The 18,043-nt window shown below is 64.2% G+C and carries 17 protein-coding genes and 1 pseudogene; 12 read left to right on the plus strand and 6 right to left on the minus strand.

The window, feature by feature from the left end; genetic code table 11:
- Positions 1–152 precede the first annotated feature (152 nt).
- From ACXJKC_RS04885 to ACXJKC_RS04900, 4 genes are read left to right on the plus strand one after another with little or no spacing between them, the layout of a single operon-like run.
- On the plus strand, positions 153–1,304 hold the full coding sequence (locus ACXJKC_RS04885) for a M20 family metallopeptidase (RefSeq protein ID WP_456695556.1): 1,152 nt from the start codon (positions 153–155) through the stop codon (positions 1,302–1,304).
- Entirely contained in the window at positions 1,301–2,236 is a 936-nt protein-coding gene (locus tag ACXJKC_RS04890) for a GNAT family N-acetyltransferase (RefSeq protein WP_456695557.1), read from the plus strand. Before ACXJKC_RS04885 ends, ACXJKC_RS04890 begins: the two co-directional genes overlap by 4 nt.
- A complete protein-coding gene (menC, locus tag ACXJKC_RS04895; protein WP_456695558.1) occupies positions 2,233–3,348 on the plus strand; it encodes an o-succinylbenzoate synthase in 1,116 nt (371 codons plus the stop codon). The genes ACXJKC_RS04890 and menC overlap by 4 nt, the downstream gene beginning before the upstream one ends.
- On the plus strand, positions 3,324–4,826 hold the full coding sequence (locus tag ACXJKC_RS04900) for an amidohydrolase family protein (RefSeq protein ID WP_456695559.1): 1,503 nt from the start codon (positions 3,324–3,326) through the stop codon (positions 4,824–4,826). The genes menC and ACXJKC_RS04900 overlap by 25 nt, the downstream gene beginning before the upstream one ends.
- A gap of 15 nt (positions 4,827–4,841) precedes the next feature.
- Here the strand turns inward: ACXJKC_RS04900 and ACXJKC_RS04905 are convergent, their stop codons facing one another.
- Positions 4,842–5,432, minus strand: coding sequence for a dihydrofolate reductase family protein (locus ACXJKC_RS04905; RefSeq protein ID WP_456695560.1), 591 nt, complete (start codon positions 5,430–5,432; stop codon positions 4,842–4,844).
- Between the two features lie 112 nt (positions 5,433–5,544).
- Between ACXJKC_RS04905 and ACXJKC_RS04910 the strand changes: the two genes are divergently transcribed.
- The 3 genes from ACXJKC_RS04910 (at position 5,545) to ACXJKC_RS04920 (ending at position 9,690) form a co-directional block, all read left to right on the plus strand.
- On the plus strand, positions 5,545–6,621 hold the full coding sequence (locus ACXJKC_RS04910; protein ID WP_456695561.1) for a DUF6357 family protein: 1,077 nt from the start codon (positions 5,545–5,547) through the stop codon (positions 6,619–6,621).
- Between the two features lie 577 nt (positions 6,622–7,198).
- Positions 7,199–8,389, plus strand: coding sequence for an ATP-binding protein (locus ACXJKC_RS04915; RefSeq protein ID WP_456695562.1), 1,191 nt, complete (start codon positions 7,199–7,201; stop codon positions 8,387–8,389).
- Entirely contained in the window at positions 8,386–9,690 is a 1,305-nt protein-coding gene (locus ACXJKC_RS04920) for a tetratricopeptide repeat protein (RefSeq protein WP_456695563.1), read from the plus strand. Before ACXJKC_RS04915 ends, ACXJKC_RS04920 begins: the two co-directional genes overlap by 4 nt.
- Positions 9,691–9,699: 9 nt before the next feature.
- On the opposite strand, the gene ACXJKC_RS04925 is transcribed toward ACXJKC_RS04920, so the two are convergent.
- From ACXJKC_RS04925 to ACXJKC_RS04945, 5 genes are all read right to left on the minus strand, one after another.
- Positions 9,700–10,449, minus strand: a complete 750-nt coding sequence (locus ACXJKC_RS04925; protein ID WP_456695564.1) for a hypothetical protein — start codon at positions 10,447–10,449, stop codon at positions 9,700–9,702.
- A gap of 43 nt (positions 10,450–10,492) precedes the next feature.
- Entirely contained in the window at positions 10,493–10,969 is a 477-nt protein-coding gene (locus ACXJKC_RS04930; protein ID WP_456695565.1) for a hypothetical protein, read from the minus strand.
- Positions 10,970–10,981: 12 nt separating this feature from the next.
- Complete coding sequence (locus tag ACXJKC_RS04935) at positions 10,982–11,413, minus strand: hypothetical protein (protein ID WP_456695566.1); 432 nt, start codon at positions 11,411–11,413, stop codon at positions 10,982–10,984.
- 88 nt (positions 11,414–11,501) lie between these two features.
- Positions 11,502–11,843 carry a hypothetical protein gene (locus tag ACXJKC_RS04940; protein ID WP_456695567.1) on the minus strand — a complete coding sequence of 114 codons (342 nt, stop codon included), beginning with the start codon at positions 11,841–11,843 and terminating at the stop codon, positions 11,502–11,504.
- A 24-nt stretch (positions 11,844–11,867) separates the two neighbouring features.
- Positions 11,868–12,308 (minus strand): VOC family protein, encoded by a 441-nt coding sequence (locus ACXJKC_RS04945; protein WP_456695568.1) that lies wholly within the window; start codon positions 12,306–12,308, stop codon positions 11,868–11,870.
- 397 nt (positions 12,309–12,705) lie between these two features.
- On the opposite strand from ACXJKC_RS04945, the gene ACXJKC_RS04950 reads away from it, so the two are divergent.
- The 5 genes and pseudogenes from ACXJKC_RS04950 to ACXJKC_RS04970 all read left to right on the plus strand — a co-directional run bounded on the left by ACXJKC_RS04950 (position 12,706) and on the right by ACXJKC_RS04970 (position 18,037).
- On the plus strand, positions 12,706–13,338 hold the full coding sequence (locus ACXJKC_RS04950; RefSeq protein ID WP_456695569.1) for a hypothetical protein: 633 nt from the start codon (positions 12,706–12,708) through the stop codon (positions 13,336–13,338).
- Positions 13,339–13,375: 37 nt separating this feature from the next.
- Entirely contained in the window at positions 13,376–13,735 is a 360-nt protein-coding gene (locus ACXJKC_RS04955) for a hypothetical protein (protein ID WP_456695570.1), read from the plus strand.
- Between the two features lie 270 nt (positions 13,736–14,005).
- Positions 14,006–14,525, plus strand: a pseudogene (locus tag ACXJKC_RS04960) (IS1380 family transposase); the annotation flags it as partial.
- Positions 14,526–14,896: 371 nt separating this feature from the next.
- On the plus strand, positions 14,897–15,862 hold the full coding sequence (locus ACXJKC_RS04965) for an RNA polymerase subunit sigma-70 (RefSeq protein ID WP_456695571.1): 966 nt from the start codon (positions 14,897–14,899) through the stop codon (positions 15,860–15,862).
- Positions 15,863–15,988: 126 nt separating this feature from the next.
- On the plus strand, positions 15,989–18,037 hold the full coding sequence (locus tag ACXJKC_RS04970; RefSeq protein WP_456695572.1) for a hypothetical protein: 2,049 nt from the start codon (positions 15,989–15,991) through the stop codon (positions 18,035–18,037).
- Positions 18,038–18,043 lie beyond the last annotated feature (6 nt).

Here is an 18,043-nt window from a genome sequence, read left to right on the forward strand (position 1 = left end):
ACACTGGCACGATCGACCCGAAATGTTGGTTGCGACGGCTGCCTGGGCTCGCTTTCGTCCTGATAGACGAGGTCGAGCCGGCTTTCTGCCAATAGCGTGCGGCCCATGATCGAACTGACACGGGAGAACCTGGCCGATGGCGAGGGAGCACAGTGACGACATTGGATGACGCGCAGACATGTCTGCCCGCGATGCTCGCCGATCTCGAACAACTGGTGCGCTGCGAATCGCCGTCGGAGGATCTGGCTGCAGTCGCGCGCAGCGCGGCGCTGGTGGCCGAGATGGGCGAACGGTACCTGGGACAGCCGGCCGAGACGATCGTGCTGGAGGGCCGAACCCACCTGAGGTGGGAGCTGCCCGGCGCAGGGCCGCGAGTTCTGCTGGTCGGCCACCACGACACGGTCTGGCCCATCGGCACACTGCAGACTCATCCGTGGATGGTCGAGGCCACTCCTGCTGGACTGACCGTCCGAGGTCCGGGCTGCTTCGACATGAAGGCCGGGATCGTCCAGCTGTTCCACGCGATTTCCCTGCTGAACGAGCGTCACTCGATCACGGTGCTCATCACCGGTGACGAGGAGATCGGTTCGCCGACATCGCGGGGGCTGATCGAAACCGAAGCCAGGGCCGCAGCAGCAGCCCTGATCCTCGAACCCAGTGGTGAGGGCGGTGCGTTCAAGACCGAACGTAAGGGGATCGCGCAGTATCAGGTCGCCGTTCGTGGTTTGGCCGCCCATGCCGGACTGGAACCTGAGCGGGGCATCAACGCCAGCATCGAACTGGCTGCCCAGGTATTGCGCATCGCCGATTTCGGCGACCCAGCTGCCGGAACGACCGTGACGCCGACTGCGATGTCAGCCGGCACGACCGGCAACACGGTTCCAGCGGCGGCCCACCTCATGGTGGACGTGCGAGCTGCCGACGTCGATGAGCTGAGCCGGGTCGACCGCCTGATGAACTCGTTGTGCTCGACCGTGCCCGGAAGTGTCGTCACGACGACCGGTGGCGTGAACAGGCCGCCGCTGTCACGCGCGATGTCGGCCGGGCTGTTCACTGCCGCAAACCGGATCAGCATGGAATGGGACCTCGGCCGGCTCACCGAGTGCTCAGTGGGTGGTGGCTCGGACGGCAACTTCACTGCCGGCGTCGGGACGCCGACGCTGGACGGCCTGGGCGCGATCGGTGGAGGCGCGCACGCCGATCACGAACACTTGCTGGTCGACGACCTGCCCACGAGGACACTGCTTCTGGTGGCCTTGATCAATGAGCTCCGGGAGAACATCTCGAACAGCGGGGCGCAGTGAACCCGGTCGGGACGGTCTCCGACGAGGCGGTCGCGAAGGCCCGCATAGTCGCCAGTTCGGCCGCTGAGCAGTCCGGGCTCCGGGTCGAGGTGGTGCGTGAGCTCGACAAGCTCGAGAGTGTCCGGCATGTGGTCGATGAGGTGTGGCAGCCGGACCAGAAGGACCCTCCGATTACTCGCAACATGCTGCGGGCGATGACCCATGCGGGCAATTACTGCGCGCTTGCCTACTTGGGCGAGCAGGCAGTGGGTGCCTGCGTGGCGTTCCTCGGTGTCGAGCCGGTCGATACTCTCCACTCCCACATTGCCGGGGTGACCCCGGCGGGAGCCGGTCGACACGTCGGCTTCGCGCTCAAGCTCGATCAGAGGGCGTGGGCCCTCGAACGGGGGATCCCGGCAATCGTCTGGACGTTCGACCCCTTGGTGCGGCGCAACGCGTACTTCAACGTGCACAAGCTCGGTGCCGTCTCGCACGAGTATGCCCCTGATTTCTACGGCGACATGTCGGATGCCATCAACGCCGGACAGCGCACTGATCGGCTTGTTGTGACGTGGAACCTGGCGGCCGATTCGACAGCTCGCGCCTGCGCTGGCGAGGCGGCCCCGGTCGACGTCACTCAGCTGCTGTCAGCCGGCGCCGAGATCATTCTCGATGACGTCGACGGGCGACCGACCGCGATGCGTGGCGCCGCGGTAGCTGACATCTGTCTGGTCCGCATCCCGCCCGATATCGAGGGACTGCGAGTCAGCGATCCGGAACTCGCGATCGAGTGGCGGTACGCCGTGCGGGAGACCCTCGGCGGACTGCTGTCCGCGGGCTGGTCGGTCACGAGCGTCTCGCGGGACGGCTTCTACGTGCTGGTACCCGGTCCGCAGTCCACACCACCTATGCAACGTGCGGCAAACGAACCGATGGGAAGTGATGTGTCATGAAGGTCGAAGGTTTCGAGCTGCGGCGTCTGGAGCTGCCGTTGAAGGCTCCGTTCGAGACGTCTTTTGGAGTACAGAACTCGCGTGAGGTCCTTTTGGTGCGGGCGGTGACCTCGGTCGGAGAGGGGTGGGGCGAGTGCGTCGCGATGAGGGAGCCGTTGTACTCACCGGAGTTCAACGACTCGGTGGAGCTGGTCATGCGGCAGTGCCTGATGCCTGCGCTGAGCCGCGAGCCGGACATCGGTGCCAGCCAGGTCGGAGGCGTCCTGCTGCCGTTCAAGGGGCATCGGATGGCCAAGGCCGCGCTGGAGATGGCGCTCTTGGACGCCGAGCTTCGCCACGCCGATATGTCGTTCGGTTCTTACCTCGGCGCGGAGAAGACGTCTGTGCCGGCCGGCGTCTCGGTCGGCATCCAGCCCGATATCGACACTCTGCTGCGGATCGTGGGGGAATTCGTCGAAGAGGGCTACCTTCGAATCAAGCTCAAGATCAAGCCGGGATGGGATCTCGAGCCGGTTCGGGCGGTGCGGGAGGCCTTCGGTGACGAGCTTGCTCTTCAGGTCGATGCGAACACCGCGTACACATTGGCCGATGCTCGGTTGCTGGCGCGGCTCGATGAATTCGACCTGCTCCTGATCGAACAGCCTTTGGGCGAGGAAGACCTCACCGAGCACGCCCAGCTCGCTCAGCTGCTCCGGACCCCCATCTGTCTCGATGAGTCGATCGACAGTGCGAAAGCGGCTGCAGATGCGATCCGGCTGGGTGCCTGCTCGATCGTGAACATCAAGCCGGGACGGGTCGGCGGTTACCTCGAAGCCAAGCGCATCCATGATGTGTGTGTGGCGAACGGGGTTGCGGTCTGGTGCGGCGGGATGCTCGAAACGGGGCTCGGCCGCGCTGCGAACATCGCTCTCGCCGCGCTGCCCGGCTTCGTGCTGCCCGGCGACACATCGGCGTCCGATCGGTTCTACGCTCGCGACATCACCGTGCCCTTCGTCCTGAGTGACGGCCATGTCACGGTGCCGACCGGACCTGGTCTCGGCGTCGACGTGCTGCCTGATGTTGTGGCCGAGATGACCGTCTCGACCGAGTGGATCTCGGCGGTGGGACGCTGATGAAGACGCTGTTGCGTGGCGGCCGGGTCATCGATCCGCGGTCGGATTTCGACGCATTGGCCGATGTGCTGCTCGAAGACGGCAAAGTCAGTGCGGTGGGCACTGACTTGCTCGCCGACGCGCCCGACGCTGCCGTCGTCGACGTGACCGGGTTGATAGTGGGGCCGGGGTTCATCGATCTGCACAGCCACGTGCACTCGATTGCGGGACACCGGTTGCAGGCTTTCGACGGAGTCACGACCGCTCTGGACCTGGAAGCCGGCGTGATGCCCGTGGGCGAGGGATACAAGGAAGCCGCGCAGGCCGGACGACCGCTGAACTATGGGTTCTCCGCTTCCTGGGCCGGTGCCCGTGGAAAGGTTCTTGCCGGCATCGAGCCGGACACGAAGTTGACCACATCCTTGGAGATGCTGGGCGTCCGCGAATGGCAGCGCTCATCGTCTCCCCGCGAGCTCGCCGCGTGGCTCGCCCTGCTCGAGGGCGAGCTCAACGACGGAGCGCTCGGCATCGGAGTCCTGCTGGGCTACGCGCCGCTCACCGATCCTGCCGAGTTCCTGGCAGTAGCCCAGTTGGCCGGTCGGACCGCCGTGCCGACGTTCACTCACGTCCGCGAACTCGTCGAGGCCGATCCCACGACTCCGATCGACGGCTCGGAGGAGATTGCCATCGCCGCCGCCGAAACCGGCGCAGCGATGCACCACTGTCACGTCAACTCCACGTCACGGCGGCATGTGGATCGAGTACTGGACACCTTGGAACGCTCGCGGACCGCTGGTTCTCGGGTGACGATGGAGGCCTATCCCTACGGTGCCGGCAGTACCGGGATCGGTGCGTTCTTCCTCGATCCGGACCGGCTGAAGATCTGGGGGATCGAGCCGTCGAACCTGGTCCTGCTCAAGACCGGCGAGAGACTGGCCGACGCGGCGCGATTGCGAGAGGTGCGGGCCACCGATCCCGGAGCGGCCTGCATCGTGGAGTACCTCGATGAGCGCGATGCCGGGGATCGGGATCTGCTGAACCGCGCGCTGGCCTTTCCGGACTCGATTGTGGCCAGTGACGCGATGCCGGTGTGCTGGCCGGACGGAAGCATGGACACTCGCGAGTGGCCGCTTCCGGACGGGGCCACGACCCATCCGCGAACCGCGGGGACGTTTGCGAAGGCGTTGCGGCTGATGGTCCGGGAGACCGGGTCGTGGACATGGCATGAGGCGTTCCGGCGTTGCTCATATCTCCCGGCCAAGGTGCTGCACGACGTCGCGCCAGACGCTCGGGCCAAAGGTTGGCTCGCGGCGGGGGCGGACGCCGATCTCGTTGTCCTCGACCCTAAGGAAGTCACGGACAACGCGACCTATGTCGATCCGGTCCGGCTGTCATCCGGCGTCCGGCATCTGCTCGTGAACGGCGTGTTCGTGGTACGTGATGGCGAGCTGCAGCTTGACGCCTATCCGGGCCAGTCGGTCCGTGGCGAGCCGCGTTGATCGGACCGGCCGTGATCACGTCGCCGGCATGGAGGACGGTCCAGTCCCCGGTGGGCCGTCCAGCACCGTCGGCACGAACTCCATCATCTGCAGCCGGCCGTCGAATGTGCGGTGCTCGACAGTCTCCAGCGCAACGTCGGGCCATCCGGCATAGAACGGATCCTGGCCCGACGCGCCGTTGACGACCGGGAAGACCACGACCCGCAACCGGTCGACCAGGCCCGCGATCACGAGCGACCGGCAAAGGCTCGCGCTCCCGATCGTGCGTAGCGGGGCTTCACCACGCTCCTTCAGCGCGCGGACGGCTTCGACGGCGTCGTCTGAGATGAGACGTGTGTTCGCCCAGGCCAGAGGCGGCTCCAGCGTCGAGGAGAACACGATCTTGTCCATCGCGGTCAGCGGCCCCATGTCCTCCTCGCCGGACTCGGCGAAACTGGCGAACAGGCGGTAGGTCGTGGCGCCCATCAACGAGATGTACGTGTCGGCGGCACCCTCTTCGAGCCAGGCGAAGTAGTCGGGTCCTCCCATGCCCCACAAGCCGGGCCAGCCGTCTGCGGACGAGAAGCCGTCCAAGGAGGTGATGACGTCGATCATGAGCTCGGGCATGGGTCTGGTCCTCTCTGGTTGTCCTTCTACTGTGAACCTGAAGTCCGCCGGATGCCACCGTCACCCCGTTCGTCGGTAACGTGGAACGCGATGACGAGAGGAGGGTGGAGTCTTGCGCGAGACCGTCTTTGCCCGCTATGGCTGGATTCCGAATGTGGTCCGAGATGACGACGGGCTCAAGATCGAGCTAGGCGCGGGAGCAGACGCCCTCCACCAACCCCGCACGTTCAGCTTCCCGATCTCCGAGGCGCACCTCGAGGTGATCAAGAACGACCTCACCAGGCACGTACTGCTGTGGGCAGCGATCCTCCCGCTGTGCAATGCTGCCGGCATCGGACGTCCACTGGATGAAGAAGCAGCAGTCGCGCTGCTGGATCCGATCCTGCTCGGCTCACGTGACGAGGTCGAATCGTTCATGCGAGAGATTCCGGGATACAAGGCGATGCTCGTCGGCTACGGCGCTGACATCCAACTGCTCGAACGCGGCCAGATCTTCGACTCGATGCATTCCGCTACCGAGGAATCCGACTCCGAACGCGTCAAGAAGTACGTCGCCGACAGCAGGCGGGCGCAGCGTGGGGTTCGTCTTACTCCGCTCGACGCGGCGGTCCTGAAGTACACGGGCCACTACTTTCACGGAGCAAAGATCCCGACGCGAGATCCCGACGCCGTCGATCCCGAGCTCCTGCCCGAGGTCATGCAGGTCATTGCCACCGCGGAGCAGGCCTGTGCGGGGATGAGCATTTCCGGCGAGCGGCAAGGCCGCGAGGACACGTCCTCGACGAAGAAGCGTGAGTGGAAGCGGATAGAGAAGGCGGTACACCGCTCAGTGCGCCGCGCCTACCCGAGGCTCGCCGATGATGCGGTGCGGTCCGTGACCTTCTTGATGTGCTCCGAGGCCGGCCGCCGGAACCGAGATGTGGACCTCAGCGAAGCCATTGTGCTGCGTCTGAAGCGCTATCCCAGCAAGAACGAGGAAGAATACCGGTCGAGAGTCGACAGCGAGGCGATACGTGATGCCGTGCGGTCGATCCTCGACGAGACCATGAGGATTCACATCGACTGGGGCGACAAGTCGCTCGCCGAGATCGGCGATGAAGTCGTGTCGGTCATGCGCGAACGGCGTCCTGAGCTGTCGGACGCAGCGCTCCACAAGCTTGGCAATTACTTCACATATCTCGTGAAGTGAACGCCGACGGCCCCGGACCTGGGAGTCCGGGGCGCCGCCGGCGATGGCATTGAGCGTCTGCGGCGAGGCGTCATCGTAGACCTCGTCGACGAAGCACGTCACGACCTTCTCCAGGATGTTCCCGGGAAGCTTGGTCTCGCCCATGAGGTCTCCCACGAGCTTGGTGTAGCCGTCGACGACCTCGTCCTTGGACGGCTTGTCGCCGCTGTCGTCGGTCTTGGGCTCTTCGGTCTTCTCAGTCGCGTCGGGCGTCTTGGTGGCCTCCGACGTGGTGTCCTTGGCGTTGGCGTCATCGCTGCCGCCATCGGAGCCGCCGCACGCTGCGAGGCCGAAAGTTGAGAGTGTGAGCACCAAAGCGGTGCCGGTCAAGCGTGAGCGAAGCTTCATCGCGTCCCCTGTCATCGATTGCGGTCGGCCGTTGCTCGGCCGACCGTGCACGAAGAACAATATCGAGCGGCAATCGGAGGCGAGAAAGGGCGTCGCACTTTTGCCATGGCTTGCACGCAAAGTCGGAGCGCGGCTGCTGGGGCGCGGGGTGCCTTGTTATTGTCGCCACACACAGCTGAAGGGGTGACAGATGGCCGACGATGACTTCCTCAAGGTGATCGAGACCGAAGTGAGCCGCGATCCGCAGAACCTCGCGCTGCGAGAGGATTTCATCGCTCTGCTGCTGCAGGCCGATCCGGATCGCGCCGCAGATGAGCTGGACACGTTCGAGGCCGATGGCGGCGATCCTGCCCGGGTGCGAGTGCTGCGAGCTCGCCTCATGGCGGCCCGGCTCCGAGGCGGCATGTCGACACCGGCTCCGAGCGAGCTGAGGCCGATCCCCGTCCCGGCAGCTGCCGACCTCGACGATGTGGACGACGACGAAGCAGTGCCCGGTGTCTGGGAAGCCGAACGACCGGCTGTGACGCTGGCAGATGTGGCCGGCCTGGCCGAGGTCAAGAAGCACCTCGATGCGACGTTCCTCGCCCCGCTGCGCAATCCCGAGATGGCAGCAGCGTTCGGCCAGACGGCGGGCGGCTCCCTGCTGATGTACGGGCCGCCGGGTTGTGGAAAGACGTTCATCGCGCGGGCGATAGCTGGTGATCTCGGAGCATCGTTCATCCATGTCACCCTCGCGGAGCTGATCAGCAAGTACATCGGTGACAGCGAGAAGGCGATCCGGAGCGTGTTCCGCAATGCGCGAGCCGCCGCACCCTGCGTGATCTTCTTCGATGAGTTCGACGCACTCGGCGGACGGCGTACATCCGGCGGCGGCGGATCGCAGTCGATGCGGATGATCGTGACGCAACTGCTCGAAGAGCTCGACGGCGTGTCGAGTGCCAACGATGGTGTGTACTTCCTGGCCGCGACGAATCGCCCGTGGGACATCGATCCGGCGCTCCGGCGCCCCGGCCGCATCGACAAGACGGTTCTCGTACTGCCGCCCGACAAGATCGCGCGCGCCGCGATCCTCGAAGGCGACCTCGAGGACAAGCCGACTGACGGAGTCGACCTCGCGCAGGTGGCGGCAGCAACAGTGGGATTCTCCGGTGCCGACATCGCGCACGTAGCGAAGGTCGCCCTTCAGCAGGCGCTCTCCGCGTCGATGGAGGCAGGCAGCGTCGTACCGGTGACGACCGAGGCGTTGCTCTCCGTCGCGAGTGGGGTCAAGCCGTCGACAGCGTCGTGGTTCGACCAGGTGGCGTCGGTGCTGGAGTACGGCGTCGACGACGGCACGTTCGACCAACTGCGGGCCTACCGGGTCAAGCGAGGCATGCGATGAGTGGCGATGGTCTCGAGCCGGATGTCGATCCGATCGAGCGAGACGTCGACCTGGCCTGGGAACTGTACGACGTCCAGCCCACTCACCCCGAGATCGGGCGACTCGCGAGGCGCGTGCTCGCGCAGCAGCCGGGACGCAACGGCATCCGGATCCTGCTCGCGAACCACTGTCGTAAATGCGGAGATGTCGACGAGGCACGTCAATTGCTGGTCGACGTCATCGGTCAGCGCGACAAGTACTTCGTGGACGCCGCGCGTACGTTGCGCGGCCTCGAACAGTATGAGTACAACTATGTCGAGGCGCAGCGGTGGGCCGAGATGGTTCTGAGAGAGGACCAGGAGAGCTGGCACGACCGGATGGAACTGGGTGCCGCGACCGCCATGGTCGGCGACCTGGACACCGGCTGGCAGATCCTTGACGACGCCGTGGCTCAGTGCGCACGCACCGATGCCGACGACCTGCGCTACGCGCTCGCTGCCCGCGCGATCTACTTGTTCCAGAGCTTCGCGCCGTCGGAGCGCTACATTCCGGCGGCTGAGGAAGCGATCCGGGCCGATCCGTCGAGCGACTTCGTCGGAGGTCCGCTCATCTGGGCCTATGTGCACCAAGGTCGCTTCGAGGACGCGGAGGAACTGGCGCTGCGTCAGCTACGTCTCGACCCGACCGATGGTCTGGCGGAAGGCGCGCTCACGATGATCCGAGACACTCGGACAGCGCTGGAGAAGGAACAGTTGACGTTCGCGGACTACCACGCTGCCGGCGTGGTCGAGATGGCCTGGTCGCAGATGCGCGACCAGGTCCTTGGCACCGATCTGGCCTCCGCTCTGGTCGCGCTGGAGCAGGTGCTGTCTCCTGAGCTCCGCGCTGTGTTGCGCCCGCCCATGGACGATGAGGCCGATCGCTCGCTGCTGGGGGAACTGGAGGTCGCCGAATGGCACGACGGCCAGGAGCCGGGCACCGGCGCGCTGTGGGGCGTCGACGGCGACTTCCGGCTGATGTCGAGCGCAGAAATCGTCGCGATGGATGAGGCGATCGAGGCGGAGCCCGAGACCTATCCTGACTGGCAACAGGAGGGACTCAGCGACTACTACTCACAGGTCATGACCGACGACAAGGGCGGCTATCTCATCGTGACCCTGGAGAATGTGGTGATCCGTCGGGCGGGCGCCGACGATGTCGTGGTCGCGCCGAGTCTGGCTTCGTGGTTCTGGGACCGGGTGGCTGCGTTCGGCGGTCGCGACCCGCGTCCACTGGCGCCGCAAGACGCTGTGCCTACGGCTGTCGCCGGCGAAGGCCGATAGGCACGGGACTCAGTCGCTGTGACCCGTTCGGGTTACGGCCAGCCCCAGCGCCACGGCTGTCCCGCTGACCAGCGCGAGGAACGGCGGGATCCAGTAGAGCGGATTCTCGACCTCGTCCGACCGGATCAGCATGCAGACGAGAGCCAGCGTCGCGAACAGTGCTGTTCCGGCTGCGGTGCCGATAGCGCGACGCGCGAGGCGTCCGCCATCGTGCCGTCCCAGCGACCATTGCTCGGCCATGTTGACGACGGCGAGGCTGTAGCAGAGCGCCACGACGGGGAGCCCCGACGATGCGTCGAAGATGAATTCGCCGATCTGATCGGTGCTGACCCCGATCTTGAAAGTGTCGGCGCGGGTATAGGTGAAGGGGGAGATCCACAGCCAACCGAGGGCGGTCGTGATCCACGCGACAACCATGAGCACGCCGGTGAGGCCCATCGTGCGATAGGCCGCGAACAGACTCGGCTTCGGCCGGGCCCGTTCGGCCTCGGCTCGTGCTGTGCGTGCGGCCCGCCGGGCTGTCAGCTGGTCGCGCAGGCACTGACACATGTAGTCGAACGCTTCGGAGTCGGTGGCGAACGAACGCCGAGTCGCCTCGATCGGCGCTGCCGCCACGTCGGTCGCATAGACCGTCCAAGCTCCGTCGAGCGGCGTGAACACCACTGCATCGGCCCGGACTTCGTCTCCTTCGTCGAGGAACAGCGCATTGCCGTACCCAGATGCCGCGATTCCCTTGGACTTCAACTGCTTCCGGTCCACCGGCAGACTCCTTCTCGTCGGTGTGATGTCTGATGTGTGGCCATCAACGTCGCGTCTTCCACTTCCACCAGGTGTAGTGGTATTCGCCTTCCTCCACCTCGAACCGCTTGCCACAATCCGTGCACTCACAGATGCGCTTGGGCCGGTCGGGGCTTCCGTTGAAGAACACCGGGATCTCCTCGACTATCCGGATGTGCCCATACGCCTCTTCCTTTGCGGGCTCGTAGAACATGTGGTCGGAGTAAGCACCGCAGAGACACTGATGCTTGCCGAAGAGGCGAATCCGATCGAGTGCGTGGTCAACGTGCCGGGCATTCGAGGCGAGCATCCCGCCGAAATCGATGTTGTCGGTCGCCCGGTCGATTCTGGGCAGAGCTTTGACCAGCGGCGCGAACACCTCGGGATCGCGCGTCGCGAAGACCTCCCACACTGCATGCAGGATCCTGCGGCTGTCCTTCGACAGGAAGTCGTCGAGCAGGGAGGGCTGCAGCGGCTCCTGCTTGTGGCGCTTAGCGTTCATGCCGCAATCTGTTCAACCCCCGATGTCGTGCTGCATCACAACCGCCATCTTGAGCGCGTTTCCGTCGAAGTCGAACTGCACGAAACCGGCATCTACTTCGTAGAGGATGTAGGTGTCGGTGGCCCGCTTCGGTGCGCCAAGCGCCCGCACGACGTCATCGGGCGATGAGGCGGCAGTGATCCCGTCGACAAGCGTCGTCCAGCCGCGGTAGATGCTCTGCTCATCGGACTCTGTGGCATAGACGAAGACTGTGTCGAGCACACCGTCATTCAGCAGGAAGTCGACACCTCGCTCTGACATGACCAGATACTTGGCTTCGACCTCGCTGTCGTCGAACGTCTCTGTCTCGTGCTCGCCGCCGACGAAGGCCATGGCCTGCTCCAGACTCGGATCACCTTCTCGAGCTCCGAGCGCTTTCAGGAATATGAAGACATCGCCCGTCATCGTGTTCCCCTGGATCGGTTCGAAGACTCAGCTCTAGGCCGTGAATCGTTGGTCACACACTATCGATCTGGTCCCACCCGGGTCGGACCTAGACGTTCTGGGTGCCCACGACGTGTGGCGCCCGGCCGTGCAGGCGAATGAAATGGGCGATCAGTTCGGCCTCGGTCACGACTTCGCCCTCAAGGATTCTCTGCAGGTAGGGGCGCAGCCAACTCGCCTCGGCCCGGTTGAAATGCTCCGCCCATTCCTCGCCGAGCGCCTCTTTCGGGCTGATAGTCGCGGCCACTGCGCCGTGCGCGACACCTTCCCCGACCGTCACCTTCGCCGGTGCGGGCTCGACACTGAGGTCGACGAACCACGGATAGACGAAGGGGTCCCCGAGTTCCCAGAAGAGCCGATTCGATGCGAGTTGGAGGTAGCGGCGACCCATGGTGTCAGAGTATTGGAGTCTGCGTCAGCCGGTCTGCTCGAACAGCGACACGATGATCCCCTCAGGCCCGCGCACGTAGGCCATCCGCACGCTGCCTTCGTACTCGCCGATGCCGGCAACGAGACCGTAACCGGCCTCGGCCACGGCATCGAGGGCTGCCTGAAGATCGCCGACCTCGAACGACACATTGCGCAGTCCGACCTCATTGGCCATCGCCGTGGGCGATCCGGGCACGTGATCGGGCGTGACGAAGCTCGAGAGCTCCAATCGGGTTCCACCGTCTGGCGGCTTCAGCATCGCGATCTGACACTGCGCGCCGGGGATGCCGCAGACGGTCTCGACGAAGTCGCCCTCCACGAACCCGGTGCCCTCGACTTCGAGACCCAGTCCGACAAAGAACGCTGTCGCCCGATCGAGATCCTCGACGGTGATGCCGATGTGGTCGAAACGCTGTATGTGTGACACGGGTTGGTCCTCCAATGAATGCCGCGCGAGCCTTGATCGGCCGGTGATCCGACCTTAGCCTCGATCCACCGGTCGAATTCCGGTACGGATGGTAGAGGCGTTGCGAACTTCGCAGCAGTGGGAGCCCCAGCCGCTGTGTTCGAGGAGAATGACGAGCATGTATTAGCAATGACGACGCGCCCTATAGTCCTTCCGAGCCATTTGCAGGCGTTCCTCCACGCGGTTGCCGAAATTTCGATCTAATCCGACTGTCGTAACTGACAGCAAGTTCCTGCGCATCAACGCAGGTGACGAGGACTAGTCCGCTTACGAACGTCGTTTCTGCTCAGGGAATCCCGACAGCTCTCAGTCCATTTGCAACACGCCAGCACTCAAGCCCATCCTCGAGGTGACCTACTTGCCGAATGATGCGGAGGAGTCCAATGAGGAGAACGACTTCGGCGGCGTGGATCTGGATCCAACTGTAAAGGCGCAATCGTTCGATTCGGGCTCGCCGACAGATGGCGCATGGGGTCTCGGAGACGAAGAGCCAATCGGCGCGGCAGCTCCTGCGTATCCTGATGTGACCGTCGCTAGCGCAGCGCCGCGAGGAACGCTGACTAACTACTTCGGCGACTACACGGACATAACATGGAACGCTTGTCCCTCGTACACCACGACCAACAACAAGGATAAAAAAGTCAGGGCATTTTACAGGACCCCGTTTGCGGGAGGACCGTCCGAACTGATGACTGCGAATCTACGGTGTGGAAACACTAAGTACGGGTATCGGCATCTGATCGCTGGGGCAAAGGACGATCGCTTCCAGTCGTACGCGGGTGCGCGCAACTGGAGGACGATGGCTGGATGGTCGATGGGCTGGGTGCTGCATGATCCATGGAAGGTTACCTACGACAGCTCCGAGGAGAAATGGTGTTACGCGCGGCCATTCAACTTTGGACGCACCGCGCGGCGCATCATTGCGGCATACCCAACGAAGAGCAAGAATTCGTGTAAAGGCAACATGATCCAAAACTGGATCAATCCGTAGAATGCGCATGCCGGCAAAGCACCGCGGAGAAGGATGGGTGAGCTACTTCGCCCTGTGGGTCGATGCTCTCGCATCTGAACACGGTACGGCTGTGGTGATCGACCTTGAGTCATATACGTTTCGATTCACTTCGTACGCAGGGGACTCCCTAGGAGCCGCACCCGTTGAAATCGTCGTGCGTCCTGAAGACCTCCAGGCATACGTCGAGGGGCTGATCGGGCGCGATGGCACGGTGTACGGCAAGGGCTCCCCTGACGAGCCTGAGGAACGGAATCCGCAACGGGAGGCGTTTTCTCTCTTTTTGATCCACGTAGACGAATTCTTCGCGGACGCCGACGAGTTGGCTGGCACCCGATGGCAACTTGTCCCCGAGCGATTTATCCTGCGAAACGGCTGACGGTTGCGTGCATGGTTGCCTTCAACATCGACCGGCCAACGGCCGCCCGCTTCAGATGGGAAATCGGGGTGCACCACCCGCCCAACTCACACTCGAACCAGTGACTTAAAGGTATTGGGCTTAGCCTCGATCCACCGATTGAGTTGGGGTCTGTTCGGCGTGTGAAATAGGAAATACCCTCGTGTCGCAGGAAAAGTGGGACTGTCTAAGGAACTAAATTCTGCCACACGAAGGGCATCTCGTAGATGCAGTTTCCCCACCCGAAAAGCCATGTCAGCCAGGTTCGACGACCCAAATCTCATGTCGTCAACCGGACTGGCAGAGCTGGCGCACAAGGTCGTAGGGATGGTCGCCGGCGCCGACTCGATCGACGCCATGGCCTCGCTGCGCCATGGCGGGCTGGGCCGGATCTTCGACCGCACCTATGCGCCCTCAACCCCGGGATCGTTCGTACGGGCGTTCACCTTCGGCCACGTCCGTCAACTCGATGCCGTCGCTTCCAGGTTCCCGACCCGGCTCCGCGCTCGGGCACCGATGATCGTGCCACCAACCGGCGGCGGGCGCGTGATGGTCGATGTTGACGACACCATCATTGAGGTCCACGGCTATTCCAAACAGGGATCGGGTTACGGCTACTCCGGTATCCGAGGCCTCAACGCCCTGATCGCCACGGCCTCGACCACTGGCTCGGCACCGGTCATCGTGGCTCAACGCCTCCGCAAAGGCGCTTCTGGGTCGCCACGGCACCAAGAGGCTGATCGCGGACGCGTCGAAAGCCACCAGCACGCTGACCATCCCAGCGCGCATCGCCTGATCAGCCCGACGACTCCACCTGCACCTGCCCCGTGACTGGCCCTGGGAAACAGCCTGGAAGCTGCTGTTCGAGCGAGCCCTCAGCCCGCCAGCACTGCTTTCTTACTCACCACCAACCGCAACAGCACAACCCACGTGGACAAGCCTGACGATCGAGGTCAGACGAACAGCCCTGCCTAGAGCGTGTCAACCATACCTTGACGGCTTCCACCCGGCGCCATCAGCAACTTTGGTGGATCCGACCTTAGTGATGAGTTTGTTCGCCCGCACCCGTCATACCTATCAAGAGACACACCACGGCGAAGGGATGATGTGATGAGTACGGACATGCGACTGGAGGAACTGGGCATGAGCAGTCTGGACGCGGTAGACGAGCCGACCTTCGCGGGGATGGCGGAACGACATCGCCGCGAGCTGCACGTGCACTGCTATCGGATACTCGGCTCGTTCGAGGACGCCGAGGACACCGTGCAGGAGACCTTGCTGCGCGCCTGGCGGCGGCGCGGGACGTTCGAGGGACGCTCGACGTTCCGTGCTTGGCTCTACAAGATCGCCACCAATGCCAGTCTCGACTTGCTCGCGAAGCGTCGCCCGAAGCCTGCGACCGGAGGTGAAGTGCTGTGGTTGCAGCCCTACCCGGATCGACTGCTCGATGAGCTGGCGGCAGACGACACGGACGGACCGGAGACCTCCGCGGTCGCGCGGGAGACGATCGAGCTGGCGTACTTGATCGCCGTCCAACATCTTGCTCCGCGCCCGCGTGCCGTGCTGATACTGCGTGACGTGCTGGGCTGGCCGGCCAACGACGTCGCCGAGATGCTTGGAGATTCGGTCAACTCGGTCAACAGTGCGTTGCAGCGGGCCCGGGCGGGTATGCGGGAGCACCTGCCGGCCGAGCGACAAGACTGGACGGGCGGCGATGAGGATGCCGGCACCCGCGAGCTGGTGCGCCGTTTCACGGATGCGAGCGTGGCCAAGGACGTCGACGCTCTCGCGTCCGTGCTGCGAGAAGACGTCCGTTGCTCCATGCCGCCCACGCCGGGCTTGTGCATCGGGCGTGACTCGGTGGTCGGCGACTGGATCGCAGACGGCTTCGAGAGCCTCGGTCGCCTGCGGGCCGTCCCCACGTCGGTGAATCGGCAGCCTGCCATCGGCTTCTACCTCTGGCAGGACGGCGAGGACGCGTATCTGCCGCTGACGGTCGACGTGCTGCGTATCTCGGACGGGGCGATCACCGAGATCGTCACATTCCATGACGATCAGTTCCCACGGCTGGGTCTGCCGGAGCGTCTGCCGTCGGAAGATGTGAACTGATTGGCGGTATGGGACGGGCGTACCACGTCAGTGGGCTGGTTTCCCGAACGTGCCACACGGCCGATGCTCGGCACGTAGCCTGGCGAGTCGCTGTCACGCCTCGTGACGGCCGAAGGAGCCGTATCAATGAGTTTCACCGTGCGTGCCAGAGGTCTGGCGATCGGCGTGCTGCTGGCCATGTCCTGTCTGGTCGCCTGGTCGGTACCTGCGGACGCGCATCGCGATGGCTGCCACAGGTGGCACTCGTGCCCGTCGGACACGGGAAGCTACGTGTGTGGCGACACCGGCCACTTCTCCGAGTGCGGTTACACCTCGCTCCCCGAGGAACCGGTCACTGACTACGACGCCCCCCGCCGTCCGGCGCTCTTCAAGTCCACGAGCCGGCCCCACGGGCAGGTCGCTGTCACGGTCTCTGCAGAACGTGGGGCGAAGCTGGTGGTCAAGTCCGGTCGCAAGACCGTGTTCAAGACGAAGGCGACGGGAGGCCGTCAGACCCTGACGTTCAAGGGTCTGAACGGCGTGCGGGGCTACTCCGTGCGCGCCACCGACCCATCTGGCAACACCAGCTCGGTGGCAAAGTTCAAAGCGACCGCAGACGCCCTGGCACCCTCACTCAAGGGCGCGACGATTGTGGCCGGCACGCCCGAGAATGCTTTCACCAGACTGACCTTCTCGCCGGGCGAGGCAGCCAGGTATGTCGTCACTGTCGATGGCAAACGAGTTGCGGCTGGCCGTACCTCCGGCGATGCCAAGGAGATCGGCTTCCCTGTCGATAACGGCCGCCACCGCTTCGTCGTCAAGCTCACGGATGCCGTCGGTAACGTCAGTGCGCTCAAGCGGCGGGTTGTCGTCAAGGCGCCTCACCTCGCGCCGGTCCTCGAAACACTGACCGAACCGAATGAGGCCACCCAACGATTCAGCCTGGTCGGCACGCCGGGTTCACGCGGGACTTTGAAGATCGCAGGCAAGGTCGTGCCAGTGCGGTTCGAGGGCGAAACGACCGAGATCTCGGTAGATCTCCCAGACGGGCGGTATCAGGGCGGCACGCTGAATGTCCACGATCAACTCGGCCGCACAGGCAAGGTCGTGGTTCCCGCCTTCACGATCGACACCGCGGCACCGACACTCGAGGCCGTGCGAACCGACCGGCGCTCCACCACGGGACGTCTCGTCGCCCGGGTCACTGCAGAAGCTGGTGCCCAAGTCGTCTGGCGGGTGCTTGACGAGGGAGGTCAGGTCGTCGAGAAGGCGAAGTACGTCGCAACAGGGAAGCCCCGAACCGTCGATGTGAACGTCGAGGAAGGCACTGCGAAACTCGAAGTCGAAGCCAGCGACGAAGCCGGCAACGGCACGACTGACGGATTCACGGCCGAAATCGAAGCCGATCCGCTCACAGCGACCGGGTGGGTGGTCATCCTGATTCTTCTCGGGCTGTTGTTCGGGATCGGCGCGTTGGTTTGGCGTAGGCGAGACCGTATCAAGGTCTGGGGGGCCAGGCAGCGGTTCGGATGGCAGGTACGCAGGGCTCGGGCAGCACACCATGCTGCTCTGCAGCGTCACTCGGCGGACCTGAAGGAGCACGCCAAGGCTGTTTCGGACCACCAACGTCGGCTTGCCGGTTGGACTGCCCGTCGCCAGGACCTCGCGAACCTCCACGATGAGGCGTTGAGCGCCCATGGCATCGAATCTGCCGGAAGCGAGATTCTCGGCGTCAAGGCCAAGACGGGCGAGCGACTCTTCTCCATTGTCGGCGGGCGTCTGCTGGAGGAGCGCAGTCGTGACAACGTCCCGACGCTTGTCGAAGTGGAGCACGGCCAAGTCGCAGTGACCAACTTGCGCGTCCTGTTCCGCGGTCGCTCCAAGCGGCGTGAATGGGCGTACGACAAAGTCGAGAGCATCACCGAGGTCGGCCTCGATGCGACTCTCCTCAAGGTCAGCAACCGCAAGTCGCTTTCGGGAGTGGGTTACGACGATCCAGAACGAACCCGTCTCCACCTGTCGGTGGCGCTCAATCCCGGGGCCGTGGACCGTCAGCAACTCGCCGACATGATCTCAACGGTGCTCCGAGACCATGAAGCGGCGCTTCCCGCAGCGCCTGCGGCCGCTCCACGGGCTCCGCATCCGCCAGCCATCCTGCTGCAAGAAGCCGAAGACATCGGTGCGCCCGCGCACTGAAAGCGT

This window comes from Aeromicrobium sp. P5_D10 (genome assembly GCF_054049535.1).

Coding starts and splice junctions, on each gene's coding strand:
- menC (WP_456695558.1), top strand. CDS start 2,233: ATGAAGGTCGAAGGTTTCGAGCTGCGGCGTCTGGAGCTGCCGTTGAAG.
- ACXJKC_RS04905 (WP_456695560.1), bottom strand. CDS start 5,432: ATGCCCGAGCTCATGATCGACGTCATCACCTCCTTGGACGGCTTCTCG.
- ACXJKC_RS04915 (WP_456695562.1), top strand. CDS start 7,199: ATGGCCGACGATGACTTCCTCAAGGTGATCGAGACCGAAGTGAGCCGC.
- ACXJKC_RS04920 (WP_456695563.1), top strand. CDS start 8,386: ATGAGTGGCGATGGTCTCGAGCCGGATGTCGATCCGATCGAGCGAGAC.
- ACXJKC_RS04930 (WP_456695565.1), bottom strand. CDS start 10,969: ATGAACGCTAAGCGCCACAAGCAGGAGCCGCTGCAGCCCTCCCTGCTC.
- ACXJKC_RS04935 (WP_456695566.1), bottom strand. CDS start 11,413: ATGACGGGCGATGTCTTCATATTCCTGAAAGCGCTCGGAGCTCGAGAA.
- ACXJKC_RS04940 (WP_456695567.1), bottom strand. CDS start 11,843: ATGGGTCGCCGCTACCTCCAACTCGCATCGAATCGGCTCTTCTGGGAA.
- ACXJKC_RS04965 (WP_456695571.1), top strand. CDS start 14,897: ATGAGCAGTCTGGACGCGGTAGACGAGCCGACCTTCGCGGGGATGGCG.
- ACXJKC_RS04970 (WP_456695572.1), top strand. CDS start 15,989: ATGAGTTTCACCGTGCGTGCCAGAGGTCTGGCGATCGGCGTGCTGCTG.